The following is a 19,973-nucleotide window of genomic DNA, read 5'->3' as shown; positions in this document are numbered from 1 at the left end:
TGGTGCTGCTCAGCCCCTGAGCCGCTCGTACGCGGGCAGGGTGAGGAAGTCCGCGTAGTCCTCGTCGAGGGAGACCTCCAGCAGCAGGTCGTGGGCCTCCTGCCAGTGGCCGGCCGCGAAGGCCTCCTCGCCGATCTCCGCGCGGATGTTCGCCAGCTCCTCGGCGGCGACCTTGCGGGCCAGCTCGGCGGTGACCCGCTCGCCGTTGTCGAGGACGACCCCGGCGTTGATCCACTGCCAGATCTGCGAGCGGGAGATCTCCGCGGTGGCCGCGTCCTCCATCAGGTTGAAGATGGCGACCGCGCCGAGGCCGCGCAGCCACGCCTCGATGTAGCGGATGCCGACCTGCACGGCGTTGACCAGGCCGTTGTAGGTGGGCTTGGCGTCGAGGGAGTCGATCGCGATGAGGTCCTCGGCCTTGACGTCGACGTCCTCGCGCAGGCGGTCCTTCTGGTTCGGCTTGTCGCCGAGGACCTTGTCGAAGGACTCCATGGCGATCGGCACCAGGTCGGGGTGGGCGACCCAGGAGCCGTCGAAGCCGTCGTTCGCCTCGCGGTCCTTGTCGGCGCGGACCTTCTCGAAGGCGACCTTGTTGACCTCGGGGTCCTTGCGGGACGGGATGAACGCGGCCATGCCGCCGATCGCGTGCGCGCCGCGCTTGTGGCAGGTGCGGACGAGGAGTTCGGTGTACGCCCGCATGAACGGGGCGGTCATCGTGACCGCGTTGCGGTCGGGCAGGACGAACCTCTCGCCGCCGTCGCGGAAGTTCTTGACGATGGAGAACAGGTAGTCCCAGCGGCCGGCGTTCAGCCCGGAGGCGTGGTCGCGCAGCTCGTAGAGGATCTCCTCCATCTCGTACGCCGCCGTGATCGTCTCGATGAGGACGGTGGCGCGGACGGTGCCCTGCGGGATGCCGACGTAGTCCTGCGCGAAGACGAACACGTCGTTCCAGAGGCGGGCCTCCAGGTGCGACTCGGTCTTCGGGAGGTAGAAGTACGGGCCCTTGCCGAGGTCGAGCAGGCGCTGGGCGTTGTGGAAGAAGTACAGGCCGAAGTCGACGAAGGCGCCGGGGACCTGCTTGCCGTCGGCGTCGACGAGGTGACGCTCGTTCAGATGCCAGCCCCGCGGGCGCATCACGACGGTCGCCAGTTCCTCGTTCGGGCGCAGGGCGTACGACTTGCCGGTGCGCTCGTCGGTGAAGTCGATGTTCCGGGTGTAGGCGTCGATCAGGTTGAGCTGGCCGAGGACGACGTTCTCCCAGGTGGGGGCGGAGGCGTCCTCGAAGTCCGCGAGCCAGACCCTGGCGCCCGAGTTGAGGGCGTTGATGGTCATCTTGCGGTCGGTGGGGCCGGTGATCTCGACGCGGCGGTCGTTCAGCGCGGCCGGAGCGGGGGCCACCTTCCAGGAGTCGTCCGCGCGGATGGCGGCCGTCTCCGGCAGGAAGTCGAGCGTGGCGGTGCGGGCGATCTCGGCGCGGCGCTCGGCCCGGCGGGCGAGGAGTTCGTCACGGCGCGGCGTGAACCGCCGGTGCAGCTCGGCCACGAAGGCGAGCGCCGCTTCGGTGAGGACCTCCTCCTGCCGGGGCAGGGGCTCGGCGTCGACGATGGCCAGCGGGGACGGCGCTGGTGTGGACATGAGCTGTCACTTCCTTCAGCGGTGGCACCGGGTGCCAAGAGGCACGTATAGGGGCATTTCACACCCGCTGTGCGGTCGGGTGCTTCTGGTCAGTGGATATTAGTTTCCTCATTGTGGAACTTCAATGGTTTGTTGATGTCGAGATTCTCTGAGTCGAGGCAAGATGGCGCTCGGTGCCACCCCGCTCACTCAAGGTGGACCAGGTCGGCCTCGGTGTCGATGTCGTAGGGGCGCGCGATGTCCCCGCACTCCACGAGGCGGACCTCGGCGAAGTGTTCCCGCAGGTAGGCGCGGGCTCCCTGGTCGCCGGTCGCGGTCGCCGCGATGCCCGCCCAGTGGGCCGCGCCGAAGAGCACCGGATGCCCGCGGACGCCGTCGTAGGCCGCCGCCACCAGCGAGGTCTCGTCCGTGTACCCGGCCAGCACGCGGGCCACCGCCTCCGGTCCGACGCCGGGCTGGTCCACCAGCGTCACCAGCGCCGCGCGCGCCGGCGTCCCGGCGAGCGAGGCCAGTCCGGCGCGCAGCGAGCCGCCCATGCCCCGCTCCCACTCCGGGTTGTCCACCAGGACACAGCCGGGCAGCTCGGCCCGCTCCCGTACGGCGTCGGCGCGCGCCCCGAGGACCACGTGGACGCGGGCGCAGCCGGCCGCGCGCAGGACCCCCGCCGCGTACTCCACGAGCGGCCGTCCCCGGTGCTCCAGCAGCGCCTTGGGGCGCCCGCCGAGCCGCCGCCCGCCGCCCGCGGCGAGGAGGACTCCCGCCACCGGGTGCGCGGCCGTGCCGTCCGCCGCCCCTCCTTGCGCGGCCGTGCCGTGCGCCGCCCGTCCTTGCGCCTCCATGCCGCCTGCCGCCGGTCCCTGCTCGTCGTTCATGGACCCTGCATACCGGACACGAGGTCGAGCGGCCGTCCCGGCGGGCTGAATTTCCTTCCACGTGCTGGCGCTGTCGCTCAGCGTGGCGTTTACTTTCCCGCACATCCCCGGCGCTCGGTTCACAGTGGGGGCGCACAGGGGGAGTGAACGGGACCGGGCACAAGGGAGTGCCAGGGGGGAGAGCTGTGTTGCGGAGCTTGGGGCAGAGGCCAGTGACCGGCAGCGGTGAGGACCCGAGGGTGGTGGAACTGCGCACCGCCGTGTCCCGGTTGCGCCGCGAACTCGCCGCGCATCCCGCGGAGTTCCCCGACCGGGCGGTCGCCGAGGACGAGCTCGCCGCGCTCGCCGCGATGGCCGTCGGGGGTACGCCCGAGATCCCGCGGTTACGCCGCTCGCTGCTGCTGATCGCGGGCGCGATCGGCTCGGTCAGCGCGCTGTCGCGGGGACTGGCCGACGTACGGCGGGCGGTGGAGCTGTTCGGACCGCCGCCGCGGAACGACTGAGATCACGACAGCCCCTGGCCGCTCGGGCCAGGGGCTGCTCGGCTGTACGGGGCGGGTGGCCCCGGGGGTCAGGCGCCGTTCGCCACGGCGTCAGGCGCCGTTCGCCACGGAGGTGGCCAGCGCCGCCGACAGCTCGCGCGCGACCTGCTGGAGCGCCGGCACGATCCGCTCCGTCGCCGCCTCGGTGACCCGGCCCGCCGGGCCGGAGATGGAGATCGCGGCGGTGGTGGGGGAGTCCGGCACCGGCACCGCGAGGCAGCGGACCCCTATCTCCTGCTCGTTGTCGTCCACGGCGTAGCCGAGCCGGCGGACGTCCTCCAGCGCCGCCAGGAAGCCCTCGGGCGTGGTGATGGTCTTGTCGGTGGCCGCCGGCATACCGGTGCGGGCGAGCAGGGCGCGCACCTCGTCGTCCGGGAAGCCCGCGAGCAGCGCCTTGCCGACACCGGTCGAGTGCGGCAGGACGCGCCGGCCGACCTCGGTGAACATGCGCATGGAGTGCTTGGAGGGCACCTGGGCGACGTAGACGATCTCGTCGCCGTCGAGCAGGGCCATGTTGGCCGTCTCGCCGGTCTCCTCGACCAGGCGGGCCAGATAGGGGCGGGCCCAGGTGCCGAGCAGCCGGGAGGCGGACTCGCCGAGGCGGATCAGCCGGGGGCCGAGGGCGTACCGGCGGTTGGGCTGCTGACGGACATAACCGCAGGCCACGAGCGTACGCATCAGGCGGTGGATGGTGGGCAGCGGCAGTCCGCTGCTCGCCGAGAGCTCACTGAGCCCGACCTCGCCGCCCGCGTCCGCCATCCGCTCCAGGAGGTCGAAGGCGCGCTCGAGGGACTGGACGCCACCGCCGCCGTTGGCGGTCTTGGCGGAGTCGGTGGTGCTGGCGCTGGACGTCGGCACGGCGCGTTCCTTTCGGGACTGGCAGGAAGGTCAGAAGCCTACCCGGCGGCCGGTTGACTCCTCGCTTGTGCGTAGCTACGTTCTGCCTGCTGGAATTGTAATTCCGCTTTGTGGAAACCTCCAGAGCGGGGCGCCGCGGGTACACGGTGGAAGTGTGCCCCTTGACGGCGGGGGAGCGGGAGTGAAGACTCCGAGAGAGGTTCAACAGACTGTTGAATTCCGTAACGCGGAAGTGCATCCCCGTTTCCCGGGAGTAACACGCGGCAGAGAGAGGGGTCCGGGTGTCCGACGCTGAACTGGTGCTGCGCTCGACGCGCGTCATCACGCCCGAGGGAACGCGCGCCGCGGCCATCGCGGTCGTGCGGGGCACGATCACGGCCGTACTGCCGTACGACGCCCCCGTACCCGAGGGGGCCCGCCTGGAGGACGTCGGCGACCACGTGCTCCTCCCCGGCCTGGTCGACACCCACGTCCACGTCAACGACCCCGGGCGCGCCGAGTGGGAGGGGTTCTGGACCGCCACCCGCGCGGCGGCGGCGGGCGGCATCACCACCCTCGTCGACATGCCCCTCAACTCGCTGCCGCCGACCACCACGGTCGACCACCTGCGGGTCAAGCAGGACGTCGCCCGGCCCAAGGCGCACATCGACGTCGGCTTCTGGGGCGGCGCCCTGCCCGACAACGTCAAGGACCTGCGCCCGCTGCACGAGGCCGGCGTGTTCGGCTTCAAGGCGTTCCTGTCGCCGTCCGGTGTCGACGAGTTCCCGCACCTCGACCAGGAGCAGCTGGCCCGCTCCCTCGCGGAGATCGCCGGGTTCGGCGGCCTGCTGATCGTGCACGCCGAGGACCCGCACCACCTCGCCGCCGCCCCGCAGCACGGCGGCCCCCGGTACGCCGACTTCCTCGCCAGCCGCCCGCGCGACGCCGAGGACACCGCGATCGCCGCGCTCATCGCCCAGGCCAGGCGGCTCGACGCGCGCGTGCACGTGCTCCACCTGTCCTCCAGCGACGCGCTGCCGCTGATCCGCGCCGCCCGCGCGGAGGGCGTCCGCGTCACCGTCGAGACCTGCCCGCACTACCTCACCCTCACCGCCGAGGAAGTGCCCGACGGCGCCAGCGAGTTCAAGTGCTGCCCGCCCATCCGCGAGGCCGACAACCAGGACCTGCTGTGGGAGGCGCTGGCCGACGGCACCATCGACTGCGTCGTCACCGACCACTCCCCGTCCACCGCCGACCTGAAGACCGACGACTTCGCCACCGCGTGGGGCGGCATCTCCGGACTCCAGCTCAGCCTCTCCGCCGTCTGGAGCGCGGCCCGCGAGCGCGGGTACGGCCTGGAGGACGTCGTCCGCTGGATGTCCGCGCGGACCTCGGAACTGGTCGGCCTGGACGACCGCAAGGGCGCCATCGCGCCCGGCCGCGACGCCGACATCGTGGTCCTCGCGCCCGACGAGACCTTCACCGTCGACCCGGCGGAGCTCCAGCACCGCAACCGCGTCACGGCCTACGCCGGCCGCACCCTCAGCGGCGTCGTCAAGTCGACCTGGCTGCGCGGCGAACGGATCTACGCCGACGGCGAGTTCACCGACCCCCAGGGGAAGCTGCTCACCCGCACCCCCTGAACCGCCCCGCCCGCACCCGCAGCGGCCGACTCCCGAAAGGAAGAACTGATCACCGTGACGGCGATACCCAGCTTCACCGGCGACGCGAACCCCTACGGAGGCGGTGACCCGTACGCGGACTACCGCACCGCCGACTTCCCCTTCACCCAGTACGCCAACCTCGCCGACCGGCAGCTCGGCGCCGGTGTCATCGCCGCCAACGACGAGTTCTTCGCCCAGCGGGAGAACCTGCTGGTGCCCGAGCGGGCCGAGTTCGACCCCGAGCACTTCGGGCACAAGGGCAAGGTCATGGACGGCTGGGAGACGCGCCGGCGCCGCGGCGTCTCCGCCGAGCACCCCTGGCCGGCGGCCGAGGACCACGACTGGGCGCTGATCCGCCTCGGCGCCCCCGGCGTGATCCGCGGCATCGTCGTCGACACCGCCCATTTCCGCGGCAACTACCCCCAGTCGGTGTCCATCGAGGCCACCGCGGTGGCGGGCTCCCCCTCCCCGGAGGAGCTGCTGGCCGACGACGTGAAGTGGACGACCCTGGTACCGCGCACGCCGGTCGGCGGCCACGCGGCCAACGGCTTCGCCGTCTCCCTGGAGCAGCGCTTCACCCACCTGCGGGTCAACCAGCACCCCGACGGCGGCATCGCCCGCCTGCGCGTTCACGGCGAGGTCGTCCCCGACCCCGCGTGGCTGTCGGTGCTGGGCACCTTCGACGTCGTCGCCCTGGAGAACGGCGGCCGGGTCGAGGACGCCTCCAACCTCTTCTACTCGCCCGCCACCAACACCATCCAGCCGGGCCGCTCCCGCAAGATGGACGACGGCTGGGAGACCCGCCGCCGCCGCGACCAGGGCAACGACTGGATCCGCTACCGGCTGGTGGCCCAGTCGCAGATCCGCGCGATCGAGATCGACACGGCGTACCTCAAGGGCAACAGCGCCGGCTGGGCCTCGGTGTCCGTGAAGGACGGCGAGGACGGCGAGTGGCGCGAGATCCTCCCGCGGACCCGCCTCCAGCCCGACACCAACCACCGCTTCGTCCTCGACGAGCCGGCCGTCGGCACCCACGCCCGCATCGACATCTACCCGGACGGCGGCATCTCCCGCCTCCGCCTCTTCGGCTCCCTGACGGAGGAGGGCGCACAGCGTCTGGAGGCGCGTCACCAGGAACTGGGTGGGTGACGGGGGCCCGTTGCTCATCGGTGTCGGCGACCTCGCCGCCGCCGCAGACTCGCGGGGTGCACTGGCCTGACAGCACCGGTGCGCCCCGCGCTCCAACCGGGCCTGGGGTGCGTGTGCACGGGGGCGACATCGCCCCCGCGCTGCGCACCGGACGAACAGGCCCCCGCGCGGCGCACCCCGGCTGGGACAGCACCGGGGCGCCCCGCGCACAGCCGGACTCACCCGGCCCCGCCGGACCCGGTGTCACGCCGCGTGGCCCCCGTCCACCGCGTACTCCGCGCCCGTGACGTAGGCCGCGCCCGCCAGGTGGGTGACCGTGGCGGCCACCTCGTCGGGTGTGCCGAAGCGGCCCAGGGCGGTCAGGGCGGCCTGGGAGGGCGCGTAGGGACCGTCCGCCGGGTTCATGGCGGTGTCGATCGGACCGGGGTGGACGATGTTCGCGGTGATGCCGCGCGGGCCCAGTTCGCGGGCCAGGGCCTTGGTCAGCCCGGTCAGGGCCGCCTTGCTCATGGCGTAGAGCGTGCCGCCGGGGCCCGGCACCCGCTGGGTCATGCAGGTGCCGATGGTGATGATCCGGCCGCCGTCGGACATCCGCGCGGCCGCCGCCTGGGAGGCGAGGAACACCCCGCGCACATTGACCGACAGGACATGGTCGACGTCGGCGAGGGTGATGCCGTCCAGCGGCCCGAGCAGCCCGACGCCCGCGTTGTTCACGAGCACGTCGAGGCGCCCGAGCGCCTCCGCCGCGCGCCCCACCGCCCCGGCCGCCTCGCGCGGGTCCGCGGAGTCCGCCCGCAGCGCCACCGCGCGGCGCCCCAGCGCCTCCACGCGCCGCACGACCTCCTCGGCCGCCTCCTTGTCCCGTACGTACGTCACGGCCACGTCCGCGCCCTCCCGGGCGAGCCGCAGCGCGGTCGCCGCGCCGATGCCCCGGCTGCCACCGGTCACGAGCGCCACCTTGCCGCCGAGGGTTCCTTGAACGTTCATCGAGTTCATGCGTCCATTGCAGCCGCCCGCGCACCGGCACACCGGCGGCGAACGGACGTCGACCTCGGCTCGGACATCCACGTCGGCTCGGACATCCGCCTCGGCTCGGACATCCGCCCCGGCCCGCCAGGAACTCGCCCGTCCCCCTCTCACGTTCACCCCGTGTGACTCTTCAGCAAGAGATCGTCGGCAACGCCATGCAGATGGCGGTCGTGAGCCTGCAGCCCGGCCAGACGGTGTACTGCGAGGCGGGAAAGTTCCTGTTCAAGACGGCGAACGTGACGATGGAGACCCGGCTGACCGGCCCCTCCGACAGCGGCGGCGGACAGCAGGCGCAGGGTGGCGGCGCGGGCGGCATGGGCGGCCTGCTGCGGCAGGCGATGGGCACCGCCATGCAGGTCGGCCAGCGGGTGCTGGCGGGCGAGTCGATCGCGTTCCAGTACTTCACCGCGCAGGGCGGCGAGGGCACCGTCGGCTTCGCGGGCGTCCTCCCGGGCGAGATGCGCGCCCTGGAGCTGGACGGCACGCGCGCGTGGTTCGCCGAGAAGGACGCCTTCGTCGCCGCCGAGTCCACCGTCGACTTCGGCATCGCCTTCCAGGGCGGGCGCACCGGCATGAAGGGCGGCGAGGGCTTCATCCTGGAGAAGTTCACCGGCCGCGGCACGGTGATCATCGCGGGCGCGGGCAACTTCATCGACCTCAACCCCGCCGACTTCGGCGGCCGTATCGAGGTCGACACCGGCTGCGTGGTCGCCTTCGAGGAGGGCATCCAGTACGGCGTGCAGCGCGTCGGCGGCCTCAACCGCCAGGGCCTGATGAACGCCGTGTTCGGCGGCGAGGGCCTGTCCCTGGCCACCCTGGAGGGCAACGGCCGGGTGATCCTCCAGTCGCTGACCATCGAGAGCCTGGCCAACGCCCTGAAGAAGGCCCAGGGCGGCGACAAGCAGGGCCCGACCGGCGGCCTGTTCTCCACAAACGCCGGATGACGCGGAAGTGCGGCAGCGGGTGACGCAGAGGAGCACCGGGTGAACCGATGAGTTGCGGGGCCCCGCGGGGTCTGCCCTGATGACAGCAGACCCCGCGCACTCCACGAAAGGCACCCGCCATGGGCAAGCTCGTCTCCACCATCTTCGTCACCCTCGACGGCGTCTACCAGGCCCCGGGCGGCCCCCGGGAGGACACCCGTGACGGCTTCGAGCAGGGCGGCTGGGTCGTCCCGTACATCGACGACGCCTTCGGCCGGTTCGTCGACGACGTCTTCGGACGCGTCGGCGCCTTCCTGCTCGGCCGCCGCACCTACGACATCTTCGCCTCGTACTGGCCGAAGGTCACCGACCCGGACGACCCGATCGCCGGCCCCCTGAACCGGCTGCCGAAGTACGTCCCCTCGAGCACCCTCACCGAGGCCGACTGGTCCGGCACCACGGTGCTCCGCGGCGACCTCGCCAAGGAGATCACCGCCCTCAAGGAGCGCACCGACGGCGAACTCCAGGTGCACGGCAGCGGCGCACTGGTCCAGTCCCTGCTCGACCTGGGCCTCGTCGACACCGTCCACCTCCTCACCTTCCCGGTCGTCCTCGGCACCGGCCGCCGCTTCTTCGCCGACGGCGCCGTCCCGACCGCCTTCCGCCACACCGCCGGCAGCGTCACCGCCACCGGCGTCTCCATCCAGTCGTACGACGTGGCGGGGCGGCCGGAGTACGGCTCGTTCGAGCTGCCGGAGGACGCCTAGACGGCGGGCGGCGCGCCGGGCCGGCCGCTCAGCCCCACCGCTCAGCCCTAGCGCGTGCCTGGGCCGCCTCCGAGGAAGCGTTGGCGCGGAGGTAGGCCTCGGCGGCTCGCAGCAGCGCGCTGCGGGCTTCGGCGGGGCGGTGGGCGCTTTGATGAGTGAGGGCCAGAGTCTCGAGCGTCCGTCCCGCTCCGTACCAGTCCTCGAAGTCCTGGTAGATCGCCAGAGCCCGGCCGTATGCCTCGACCGCTTCCTTCACGCGGCCCGCTTGTCCCAGGGCGAGGCCGAGGTTGTGCCATGCGGTGGCTTCGCTGTGGCGGTCGCCGACGGCCTGGTGGAGGTCGCGGGCGCGTGTGGTGGCCGCGATGGCTTCCTCCACGCGGCCCACCTGGCCCAGGGCGAGACTGACGTTGTTCCATGCGGTGGCTTCGCTGTGGCGGTCGCCGACGGCCTGGTGGAGGTCGCGGGCGCGTGTGTGGGCGTCGATCGCCTCGTCCAAGCGGCCGGTCTCCTGCAGGGCGAGGCCGAGGTTGGTCCATGCGGTGGCCTCGCCGCGGCGGTCGCCGATGATCTGGTGCAGATCGACGGCTCGGGTGCCGGCCTCGACCGCCTCTCTCACCCGGCCCGCTCCTCGCAAGGCCAGACCGAGATCGCTCAACGCAGCCGCCTCGCTGCGGCCGTCCCCCATGCGGAGGGCCGCTTCCCGGGCGACGCGGGTCACGGTGATCCAGTCGTCGAAGTACCGCCGCCATGCCAGGTACGCCGACAGGCACCCGGCCAGCCGCATCGCGGGGCCCGCGAACTGCTCCTCCCGCGCCCAGGACACCGCCGCGACCAGACCCGCCCGCTCCTGGTCCAGCCACGCCAGCGCCTGCGCCCGGTCCGCGAACCGCTCGGGCTCCGGCCTGCCCGGCAGCCACCGCAACCGGTCGTCGGCCGCCTGCGCCCACCGGAGGCAGAACGCCAGCAGCCGTTCCCTGGCCGCGTTCCCTTCCTGCCGCAGCTCGGCGTCACCCGCCACCACGGCCGTTCCGAATGCCCCGACCAGGTCATGCAGTTGCCACCGCGGCGCGGACGGAGATCCCTCGCCGCCGTGCACCCGTGTGACCAGATGCGTGGCCGCCAGTCTGTCCAGCAGATACCGGGCGGTCCCCGAAGTCACGTCGGCCAGCGCGGCCACCGCCTCCGTGCCGGTGTCCGGACCCGGCGCGAGACAGAGCAGGCGCAGCAGCCGGGCTTCGCCGGCCGGAAGCCGGCGGTACGACGCCTCCAGCACGGGACGCACGGCGAGCACACGGCCGTCCGGGTCCGAGCTGCTGCCGGCTTCGAGTGCGGCGATCGGATCGCCCACCTCTCTGATCTCGGCCACGAGCGAGGCGATGCTCCGATGAGGGTTCTCCCGCAGCAACGCGGCGGCGATCCGGAGGGCGAGGGGCAGGTAGCCGCAGAGAGCGGCCAGCTCGCGCAGCGCCTCCCGTTCGCGTTCGGGGCGGTCGTCGCGTTCGTCGGCGGCGCGCAGGGTGACGACGACGAGGTCGACGGAGTCGTCCGGACCGAGTGTCCCCAGGTCGATGATCCGCACCGGAAGGCTCACCGGGAGGTCCCGGGAGGTGATCAGGACTTGGTGATGGTCCGTGCCGGGCAGGAGCGGCAGGAACTGGGAGGGGCCCGAGGCGTTGTCCAGGATCAGCAGCATCCGGTCGCGCCGCTCGGCGAGCAGATCCCGATAGGCGTCGAACCGGGCTGCCGAGGTCGGGGGCACGTCCTCGCCCCGCACCCCCAGCACCGAGAGCAGGGCCAGCACCGCCTGGTCCGCCGTCAGCGGGTTGTCGTCATAGCCCCGCAGGTCCAGGAACAGCGAACCGCCGGGGAACCAGCCTTCCTCGTCGGCGCGGTGCGCCGCTTCCAGTGCGAGCGCCGTCTTGCCGATGCCGCCCATGCCGCTGCGGGCGGAGACGACCACGGGCGTGCCTTCGTCCGAGTCGATCGCGAGGAGGCGCAGCAGGCGGTCCAGTTCCGCCGACCGGCCGGTGAAGAGCCGAGGACGACGCGGGAGGTTGGTCACCAGGGCCGTGGTTGAGGGGGCTGTGTGGGCGGTCTCGGGCGTGGCGCTCGTCGTGGCCGGAGAGGTCCCGGTAGGCGCGGTGGCGACGGCATCCTGTGTGCTGCTCGCGAGGGCGCCCTGCTTCGCCTGTGAAGAGGCCGCGCGCGGGCGGTGCTTCCGCAGGACCGCCACTGCCACGGAGGCGGCCTGCGCGGCCGCCCACAGCTGCGAGCCGGACGTGTCCGCCGCGCGCTGAGACCCGTCGGCGTGCTCGCTGATCCCCCGGATCACCAGTACGTCCAGCCGTGCGCTGAGACGTGCCGCGTGTGCCGCGCCCGACCCCTCCATCTCGATCGCGGCGGCGTCGGCGTAGTGCTCGCGCAGATGCCGGGCGATCTCCGACTCGGCCTCTGCGAGGACCACGTCCCCGGAGGCGATGGGGGCGAAGTGGGCCCTTACGCCGGGCATGTCCCGCAGCGCCGAACGCGCTGCCCCCGCCAGCGTGTGGGAGCCGGACCAGGACTGAGGACGGATCAGGAGGCCCTCTGGCGTCCGCTCGACGCCGTGGATGCCGTACACCTTCGTGCCGACCACGACGTCCCTGATCCGGACGTCATCCTTCAGGCTCCCCGCCACTCCGACCATCAGCACCGCCTCCGGGCTGAGCCATTCGACGATCTGGCTGCTGAGCGCGATCGTCGTCCCGGAGCCTTCGCCCAGTTCCGCCAAGGCGACGTGCCAGCGGGTGCCGGGCAACCGGCCGCGCTCGACCCGGGTCCCGTCGCGATGCACGAGTTCCTCCAGGTCGCGGAGGTGAGCGCGAACGGCGGCGTACTCGAAGGACAGGGCGGTGAGCACGACTGCGGTCGCGAGTGGTGCTTCGATCTCACGGTCCTGGCCTTCATCGTCATCGAAGAGATCCTCGTCCCCGATGCCGAGCCGGTCGCGCAGCGCCGTCCCGATGCGGGCGAACGGCTCCGGGCCGTCCCCCTGCCCTTCCGCGCGAGGAGAGGCCAGGAGCCATGCGGGGAAGTCGGGCGAGCGGCCCACCAGTTGTTCGATCTGCTCGCCGACGCGGCGGCCGGCGGTGACGAGTTCGGCCAGCGGGACGGTGTCGAGCAGCAGATCCTTCGCCTCCGGACTGAGGTCGAAGAACCGGTGCTTCACGGGCCGTCGGGCCTCGTCCGCGCCGCGCTGCTCCACGGGCCGGAGGAGTCCGCTCAGGAAGATCTCGGCGAGGGCGGCCGTGTCGGTGTGCTCGGGGAGCCGGGACTGGACGAGACGCATGACCGGTACGGTCACCGGGGCCATGGCCGCGATGTGCGCGGCCAGGCGGACGGCCGGGGGAGACGCCGAGCGGGTGAAGCCACGGGCCAGGATGCCGGGGTCGGACGTCGGCCGTCCGGCGGGCGCGGACCGCGGTTCCCACAAGCGCAGCGGGGCGGGCCGGCCGACCGCCGTGATGGCCGTCGACCAGGCCCGCAGTCCGGCCGGCGTGAGTTCGACGACGGGCACGGGCACCCCGGTGAAGGGGGCGACGTCCGGCGGCAGCACCGGATCGGCGACTCGCCACGCGGAATTGGGCGCCCCCGGGCGCGGCGCCGTGATGTGCCAGGTGTCGCCGTCGACCCCGGTGCCGGCCCACAGGTGGCGGGGCAGGACATGGAGTACGGCCGTGGGGCCGGCCATGGCCCACCGTTCCAGCACGGCGCGCATCCGGCCGTCGCGCCAGGCGGGCGCCGCCCCGTCGGTGACCACCATGACCAGTGTGCGCCCGGACGGGTCGCTCAGGGTGCTGACCGGCAGGGCGCCCCTTCTGCTGCCGCTCCACGGACGTACGAGGAACACCTCGCCCCGGTTCGGGCCGAGATCCCCCGGCGGCGCGCCGTACGAGAGCTGATGGACCTCGATCTGGCGGAAGGCACCGCTGCGTTCCAGCGCGGTCTGCAGCTCACGGCAGTGACGTTCCCACAGCACCATGGACACATCGCTGTCGATGACCAGCGCGAGCCGCAGCCAGCGTTCGGGCAGGGCCCGCAGGACCACGTTCGGGATCCCGGTGTCGGCCTGTGCCGCGGCCGTGGCGTCCTCGTCGAGTTCGGTGCGGACGGTGCTGGGGACGCGGCGCTTGAGCGGGCGCAGGGCGCGCCCGAGCACCAGTTCGTCGCCCAGCATCCTGGCGCCGGGCAGCCGCATGACCCGGCCAGGGGCGTCGGTGGGCGGTGGAGCCGCGGTGACGGGTGTGAGGGGACGCCGGTCGCCGGCCGGCTCGGGCAACCGTGGCGCGGGGTGGGGGGCGTCGGGCGGTTGCCCGGCGGTCGGGGCGGCGGTCACCGCGGACGCCGCTTTCGCCTCCGTCGGCGTGCCGGTGCCCGCTGCGCCGCTGTCCGGCTCTGCGCCTTGCAGCCGTCGGGCCAGCGGTGCGTCCGCGCCCCCTGGCAGGCGCGTGCTCAACCACAGGACGTCGAGGAGTTCCTCGTCCCCCAGATCGAGTCCGGGGTTGTCAAGGACGCGCCGCAGCTCCTCGAACACCGCTCAGCCGCCCGGGTTCAGCTGATGCAGTACGGTCCGCAGCAGGCCCTCGGGGTCGAGTCGGGCTCCCTCCCGGCGCAGGAACACGGCGTTGAGCAGTTGGTCCGTGGCCAGTTCCTTGATGTCGCGTTCCCGGACGAAGGTGTCCACGAGGTCTTCGATACCGGCCAGCGCGCCCTCGCCGAAGTGGCTGACGATGATCTGCTGGAGACGTTCCCTGCGGGGATCGTCGAGGTGCAGCGGCAGACAGCGCCGCCGGAACGCCGGCGGGAAGTCGCGCTCGCCGTTGCTGGTGATCACGACGACCGGGAACTGGGTGCAGCGCACGAAGCCCCGTCGCACGGTGGCCTGTCGGCCCCGGTCCGCCGTGAACACCGTGACGTCCGGCTGCTGCTCCGGAAGCCGGGACAGCTCGGGGATCTCGAAGCAGCCTTCCTCGAACACGGTGAGCAGGTCGTTGGGCAGATCGACGTCTCCCTTGTCGAGTTCGTCGACCAGGAGGACACGCGGGCGGTCCGCGGGCACGAGTGCGGTGCCCAGCGGACCCAGGCGCACGTACCGCCCGATGCCCGGGACCACCTGTCCCTCCGCGGCCGGCGGTCCGCTCTCCTGGAGGCGGCCGATCGCGTCGTACCGGTAGAGCGCCTCCTGGAGGGTGGAGCGGCTGTTGACCGGCCAGCGCAGTACCTCGCCCAGGTCCAGCTCGTGCGCGATCGCGTCGGCCAGCGAGGTCTTCCCCACGCCGGGATGGCCCGTGACCAGGAGGGGCCGGCGCAGGTGCAGGGCCGCGTTGATGACGTCGACCTCGGCGTCGCCGATGACGTAGGCCGGTTTGCGGGCGGTTGACGGACCGCCTTCGTCGTGGTCCTGGAAACGCCGCCACGGGGGCGGCTCGGGGATCTCCGGCCTGCGCCGCCGGCCGTCGCCGCGGAAGATCCGCCACTCGGAACTCTCGGCTCCGCTGCTCGCGCCGGTCATCGGTGACTCGCTTCCTCTTCGGGGGCGGACGATCGGGTCAGGGGCAGCACCGGAGGGAGGTGCCGATCCGGGTCCTCCAGCAGGAGCACGGGCCGCAGGGGATGCCCCGCGCCGTCCGCCTGGGCCCGGGCCCAGTAGGCCTGTACGCGGCCGGGCAGGTCGTGCAGATCGCCCTCCGGGTCGAGCGGCGTGAAATCCCCGGGGGAGAGGCCGTGGGAGTCCTCGCTGTCCCACAGGACGACGGGGTATCCGGAGGCGAGCGCCACCCGGACCAGCGCGGCGCCGGACCTCCGGCCGGAGCACACCACCACGCGGGCCGCGTCGCGGTCGGCCCGCAGCGCTCCGTAGGCCCTGGTCGCCCGAGGATCGTCGGCGGCGTGCGACTCGTCGAGATACACCACGCGGCCCAGCGAGCGGCCGGCCCATCGCCGCCGGAGCAGATCCCGTCGGCGCTCCTCCTTGTCCGTGGAGGCCATCGGCGCGCAGCGCAGCGCGATCTGCTGTTCCACCCCGAGCACGACGGCCGGGATGTCGCCGGGAGCACCGTCCCAGGCCGGCACCGGGACCGCCGGGAGGTCCTCCTGGCGCAGCACGACCTCCACCACGGGTACGGCGCCGTCGTCCGTGGTGAGCGAGCGCGCGGCGCGGTCGATGAGCCGTGCGGCCCGCGCGGAGCTGACGGGTACTCCGTTGTCCGCGTGACCGTACCGGGACAGCTCTCCCGTGCCAGGGTCGGTCCAGACCGCGCAGACGTAGGTGTCCTCCGTGCCGTCGGGGTAGACCTGCACGACGATCCGGCCGGACGGGCGTGACGCGCGCAGGGCGTCGTCCCACTGCTCGGCCCGCTCACGGACACGGTCCAGTTCACCGTCGGCCACCAGCAGGCGCTCGGCGACCCGGTCCGCCCATTGCGTCAGCTTCCACCGCAGGGCGGGCGAGACCCCGTCGAGGCCGGTGTGGAGGGCGAGGTACTGGATGAACGCCACCACCGCCGGCACCTTGAACCTCTTCGTCCCGGGCAGGCGGCCCCCGGGGAACTCCTCCAGCCTCTCGACGTGGTTCATGAGCTGGGCCGGTGTCAGTACTCCGCTCGCCGTCACCTGGACGCCGACGGCCGAAGTCGCCGCCCGAGTCAGTGTGTTCACCATGGCCGGCGACAGCGGGGGCACGCGCCCGAGCAGGCTCTCCACGTCGGCGTGTTCCTGAACCGAGAGCAGGCCCGGCGCTCCGTGGGCGAGTGCGAGCCTCAGGAACCTCAGTGCCCTCTTCTTCTCCTTGTCGGCGACGAGCGCCTCGATGAAGGTGGCCATCGTGCGCGGCGTGTGGAGCAGCGCTCGCGCGAACCACTGCACCGGGTCCTCGCCGGTGCCGGGTGCCAGGCCGCACACCTTGGCCACACGGCCTGTATAGGTGAGGAGAAGGCCCTCGTCCCGTCCGAGTTCCGTGCTCAGCGTCCCGGCGACCTCCTGAAGGGCCGCCTGGTCCACCCGGGCGAAAACGGTGCCGAAGTCCTGGGTGCCGTCGAGGGCGCGGTACCGGTAGGCCGTGGGCGTCTGCTGGACTTTGGTGGTCCGGTAGCGGTCCTCGAACCAGCTGCGGACGTGCAGTTCGAGGGCGGGCAGGTCCGGGCGCAGGTCGGGTGCCTGCTGCTCCAGCCACTCGAGGACCGTGTGGGAGAAGACTCCCGTCCGCCGCTCGTCGTCGTGCTCAGCCTCCTGCCCGTCACGGGCCGCGTAGAGCACGAACTGGTCCACTTCGCGGGGTGAGAACTCGGGGAACGGAATGGGCACCGTACCCTGCTGCAACCGGTACCCCTCCTCGAACGCCATGCAGGCGTCGACGAACATGACCTGCTGCGTGAAGCCGTTGAGGTCGTCGCGGGTCAGGTACGACCGCAGTTCCTCGAAGCGGAAACAGCTCAGGTCGACGGCGCACGCCTCGGGTGTGAACAGCGACGGGCCGGTACGGCCTCTGCCCAGAACGCCGTGCCCGCCCCAGTAGACGTAGAGGATCCCGCCGGAGCGAGTGGTCAGCTCGTGGATGAAGACATCCCGGATGTCCGCGATCGTCTCGGCGCCGCGCCAGGCGAGGTCGGCGGCCTCGGCTTCGACGGTGATGTCCGGCAGGCTCTCCTCCAGCGCGGAGAGCAGCAGGGTGATGTTCTCCTTCGGTACGCCGCCGTCCCGCAGCCAGCGCGCGAAACGCACCGCGTTCCCGGCCGCTCCCGGCAGGCTCATCTCGGAAGCCCTCGGATAGTTCTCCAGCCCGACGACCACGGCATGGACGTCACCGGGCCGGATCCGGTTCAGCCCAGCCATTCGCCGACGGCACTCCAGAACTCGGTATTGGCCCAGTACGCGCTGTGGGCCAAGGGGAACGGCTGTCCGCTGGACACCTCGACCTCGTACACACGGTCCTTGAAGACCTCGGCCGCGGTGTAGGAGAGCAGATCCCACGGGTCGTGCATGTTCAGCCACGCCGTCGGGAAGTGCGGTGGCAACTCCTCCGGGTGCTCCAGGCCGGCCAACGCCCCGCACGCGTACAGCAGGGCCGCCTGAGAGCCGACGGTGATCAGCTGGTCGACCCGGTCCAGCGGTTCCATGGCCAGCAGGTCCACGCAGGCGACACCGCCGAGGCTGTGTCCGAGGAGCGTGATCCGGTCACCGGGGGCGTGTTCGACCGTCCGCCGGATCAGCCGGCGCACCCCCTCACCGCGGGCCTGGTACCGCAGGATGTCGCCCACCTTCGGCAGCAGCGTGTCGCTCAGCGCGCCACGCCGGTCCACGGTCCATCGAGTCGCCCTGCGCATCGCGGAGTTCTTCATGGCCTGCCGCACCCTGCCGGGAAGGGCACGGCTACGGCCGGACAGCTCGGAACTCAGGGTGCGTACGAGAGCGTCGCGGGCCGGACCGGCGAGGGCGTCCGCACCACGGGCCTGGGCCTCGGCGAGCGTGGCGGCGACCACGGCCTTGGCGAACGCGTGCCGGTGCCCGTAGCCGTTCTGGTCGATCGTGTCGGCGGCGTCGCGGACCTCCGGTGAGGCGGCCACCGAGTCGAGCGCCGTGGTGAAGTCGGCGCGCAGTCCGTGCCGGTCGAGGCGGTCGAGCAGCTCGGGCGAGGGGCGGTATTCCCGGACCGTGGTGAGGAACCTCTTGCCCGGCGGAGCGCCCCGGACCACGCCCTGGCCCGGCGCGGGACGCAGGCCGAGAAGGCGCAGCTCGTATCCAGGGTCGCGGTACAGCACCTCCCACTCGGCGATCGCGGCGTCCCGGTCGTCCTCGCGCGCACCACCGCCGGTGGCGGCGTAGCCCGGGATCGGGGTGTCGCCGGGGATGAACTTCGCGCCGTGTTCGGGGCCCCACAGACAGCCCCGTACGTCCCAGTCGGGTCGGATGCCGTGAAGTTCGCTCCGGACGGTGGCCAAGGTGGAGTTGTACCCCTCCTCGCGTACGCCCGTGCCGTGTACGAAGACGACCGACCGCTTCATGAGCCCCCCGTGCTCGGACCGCGACTCCCGGGAATCCGCGCCCCAGCCGGCCCCGTTCCCCACAGTAGCAACGAGCACACGCGTGAACGCGGCGTATGGCGGAAGCGGTCGGGGGGCGAACGGACCCGAGGAGTCCACCCACCCGTTGGAAACGCCTGGCCCAGGCGCCTGCCCACCGGTACGGTGATCATCCCCGTGCGAGCCACCGCCGTCTCCGCACCCTTCCGCCGGAGACGAAAGCGGCAGCCGCATGTCCTCATCGATCGCCGTACCGGGCGCGCTCGCGCCCCGCCGCGTCTGGCTCACCGATCTTCCCGTGCTGCTGGTGGCGGTGGTCTGGGGCGGCAGTTACCTCGTCGCCAAGGACATCACGACCGCGCAGACCGTGCTCTCGGTCCTGGTGCTGCGGTTCGCACTGGTGCTGCCCGTGCTGGTGGTCGTCGGGCGGCGGGCGCTGCGCGACCTGACCCCGGCGCAGTGGCGCGGGGCCGCGCTGCTCGGGCTGATCCTCGGCGGGATCTTCCTGCTGGAGACGTACGGCGTCGTGCACACCTCGGCGACCAACGCGGGCCTCATCATCAGCCTCACCATGATCTTCACCCCGCTCGCCGAGTCCGCCGTGACCCGCACCCGGCCCTCGCGCGGCTTCCTCGCCGCCGCCGCGGTATCGGTGCTGGGTGTCGTCCTGCTGACCCAGGGCGGCGGCTTCACCCGGCCCTCGCTCGGCGACCTGCTGATGCTGCTCGCGGCGCTCGCCCGCACCGTGCACGTCCTCGCCATGTCCCGCGTGAAGGCGGTCCAGGGCGCGCCCGCGCTGCCGCTGACCACCGTCCAACTGGGCACGTCCGTAGCCGTGTTCGCGCTGTTGTCGGCCGGCGCCGACACCACGCCCTGGGGCACGGCCGCCGCGTTCGGGGCGCGCGAGTGGGCGGGGCTGGTGTTCCTGTCCGTGTTCTGCACTCTGTTCGCCTTCTTCGTGCAGATGTGGGCCGTCCGCCGTACCTCGCCCTCCCGGGTCAGCCTCCTGCTCGGCACCGAACCGCTGTGGGCCGCCGCGGCCGGGATCGCGCTCGGCGGGGAGCGGCTGGGCGCGGTCGGGCTGGCGGGCGGCGCGCTGGTGCTGGCGGGCACGGCGTGGGGGCGCCGAGCGGCGGGTTAACTGGGAAGGCGATCATCCTTCAGGCCGGGGGCAGGAGCTGCTCCAAGAGCTCTATGAACGTCGACGCGCCAAAAGTCATGATGTCGTCGTTTCACGCTCCCGACACCCGTTCGGTGCTGTGCGCCCGTGCATACGGAGACACGAGAGTGCGACACAAGCGACTGCGGCCGACCGACAGACCGACCTCCTGCTGCACGGATCCAGTCTGGGCCCTCACTCGCCGGTGGAATCAGCACAGGGTTGGCGAAAGGGCAGCGTGAGGCGAGGGCCGAAGTCTCGCAGGGCGGGGATCTCTTGATCGGCTTACGATGTGGGCAAGGACTTCCGGCAAGTCGGCTACCGATTCAGTCGGCGGAAA

14 protein-coding genes and 1 pseudogene are annotated in these 19,973 nt (G+C 72.3%); 6 read left to right on the top strand and 9 right to left on the bottom strand.

Annotation, left to right across the window (positions count from 1 at the left end):
• Nucleotides 1-9 precede the first annotated feature (9 nt).
• Nucleotides 10-1,635 carry a malate synthase A gene (gene aceB / locus ACIG0D_RS07460; RefSeq protein ID WP_399796925.1) on the bottom strand — a complete coding sequence of 542 codons (1,626 nt, stop codon included), beginning with the start codon at nt 1,633-1,635 and terminating at the stop codon, nt 10-12.
• Nucleotides 1,636-1,820: 185 nt separating this feature from the next.
• Nucleotides 1,821-2,507, bottom strand: coding sequence for an NTP transferase domain-containing protein (locus tag ACIG0D_RS07455; protein ID WP_399796923.1), 687 nt, complete (start codon nt 2,505-2,507; stop codon nt 1,821-1,823).
• Nucleotides 2,508-2,692: 185 nt separating this feature from the next.
• Here ACIG0D_RS07455 and ACIG0D_RS07450 point away from each other — a divergent pair, with 185 nt between their 5' ends.
• Entirely contained in the window at nt 2,693-3,010 is a 318-nt protein-coding gene (locus ACIG0D_RS07450; protein WP_399796921.1) for a DUF5955 family protein, read from the top strand.
• Nucleotides 3,011-3,100: 90 nt separating this feature from the next.
• Here the strand turns inward: ACIG0D_RS07450 and ACIG0D_RS07445 are convergent, their stop codons facing one another.
• The gene (locus tag ACIG0D_RS07445) at nt 3,101-3,907 is read right to left on the bottom strand and encodes an IclR family transcriptional regulator (RefSeq protein WP_399796919.1); all 807 of its coding nucleotides are present in this window, start codon (nt 3,905-3,907) and stop codon (nt 3,101-3,103) included.
• A 281-nt stretch (nt 3,908-4,188) separates the two neighbouring features.
• On the opposite strand from ACIG0D_RS07445, the gene allB reads away from it, so the two are divergent.
• Both allB and alc read left to right on the top strand, forming a co-directional pair.
• Nucleotides 4,189-5,529, top strand: a complete 1,341-nt coding sequence (gene allB, locus ACIG0D_RS07440) for an allantoinase AllB (RefSeq protein WP_399796917.1) — start codon at nt 4,189-4,191, stop codon at nt 5,527-5,529.
• Nucleotides 5,530-5,583: 54 nt separating this feature from the next.
• Complete coding sequence (alc, locus tag ACIG0D_RS07435; RefSeq protein WP_399796915.1) at nt 5,584-6,699, top strand: allantoicase; 1,116 nt, start codon at nt 5,584-5,586, stop codon at nt 6,697-6,699.
• Between the two features lie 243 nt (nt 6,700-6,942).
• On the opposite strand, the gene ACIG0D_RS07430 is transcribed toward alc, so the two are convergent.
• The gene (locus ACIG0D_RS07430) at nt 6,943-7,686 is read right to left on the bottom strand and encodes an SDR family NAD(P)-dependent oxidoreductase (protein WP_399797099.1); all 744 of its coding nucleotides are present in this window, start codon (nt 7,684-7,686) and stop codon (nt 6,943-6,945) included.
• A gap of 164 nt (nt 7,687-7,850) precedes the next feature.
• On the opposite strand from ACIG0D_RS07430, the gene ACIG0D_RS07425 reads away from it, so the two are divergent.
• Entirely contained in the window at nt 7,851-8,672 is an 822-nt protein-coding gene (locus tag ACIG0D_RS07425; protein ID WP_399796914.1) for an AIM24 family protein, read from the top strand.
• A 119-nt stretch (nt 8,673-8,791) separates the two neighbouring features.
• Nucleotides 8,792-9,418, top strand: a complete 627-nt coding sequence (locus ACIG0D_RS07420) for a dihydrofolate reductase family protein (protein WP_399796912.1) — start codon at nt 8,792-8,794, stop codon at nt 9,416-9,418.
• Between the two features lie 28 nt (nt 9,419-9,446).
• Here the strand turns inward: ACIG0D_RS07420 and ACIG0D_RS07415 are convergent, their stop codons facing one another.
• The 5 genes and pseudogenes from ACIG0D_RS07415 to ACIG0D_RS07395 all read right to left on the bottom strand — a co-directional run bounded on the left by ACIG0D_RS07415 (nt 9,447) and on the right by ACIG0D_RS07395 (nt 18,456).
• Nucleotides 9,447-11,378: a tetratricopeptide repeat protein gene (locus ACIG0D_RS07415; RefSeq protein ID WP_399797097.1), complete on the bottom strand. Its 1,932-nt coding sequence runs from the start codon at nt 11,376-11,378 to the stop codon at nt 9,447-9,449.
• A gap of 321 nt (nt 11,379-11,699) precedes the next feature.
• Nucleotides 11,700-13,991: pseudogene (locus ACIG0D_RS07410) on the bottom strand (SAV_2336 N-terminal domain-related protein); the annotation flags it as partial.
• Nucleotides 13,992-13,994: 3 nt separating this feature from the next.
• Nucleotides 13,995-14,969, bottom strand: coding sequence for an AAA family ATPase (locus tag ACIG0D_RS07405; protein ID WP_399796910.1), 975 nt, complete (start codon nt 14,967-14,969; stop codon nt 13,995-13,997).
• Nucleotides 14,966-17,287: a hypothetical protein gene (locus ACIG0D_RS07400; RefSeq protein ID WP_399796908.1), complete on the bottom strand. Its 2,322-nt coding sequence runs from the start codon at nt 17,285-17,287 to the stop codon at nt 14,966-14,968. The genes ACIG0D_RS07405 and ACIG0D_RS07400 overlap by 4 nt, the downstream gene beginning before the upstream one ends.
• Nucleotides 17,275-18,456, bottom strand: coding sequence for a hypothetical protein (locus tag ACIG0D_RS07395; protein ID WP_399796906.1), 1,182 nt, complete (start codon nt 18,454-18,456; stop codon nt 17,275-17,277). Before ACIG0D_RS07395 ends, ACIG0D_RS07400 begins: the two co-directional genes overlap by 13 nt.
• Before the next feature lie 250 nt (nt 18,457-18,706).
• On the opposite strand from ACIG0D_RS07395, the gene ACIG0D_RS07390 reads away from it, so the two are divergent.
• Nucleotides 18,707-19,615, top strand: a complete 909-nt coding sequence (locus tag ACIG0D_RS07390) for a DMT family transporter (protein WP_399796904.1) — start codon at nt 18,707-18,709, stop codon at nt 19,613-19,615.
• Nucleotides 19,616-19,973: the final 358 nt, after the last annotated feature.

Source organism: Streptomyces sp. NPDC052773 (genome assembly GCF_044547145.1).
In the GTDB taxonomy this organism is placed as follows: Bacteria; Actinomycetota; Actinomycetes; order Streptomycetales; family Streptomycetaceae; genus Streptomyces.
Note: the sequence above shows the minus strand (reverse complement) of the source record. Positions and strands in the feature narration are given on the sequence as shown.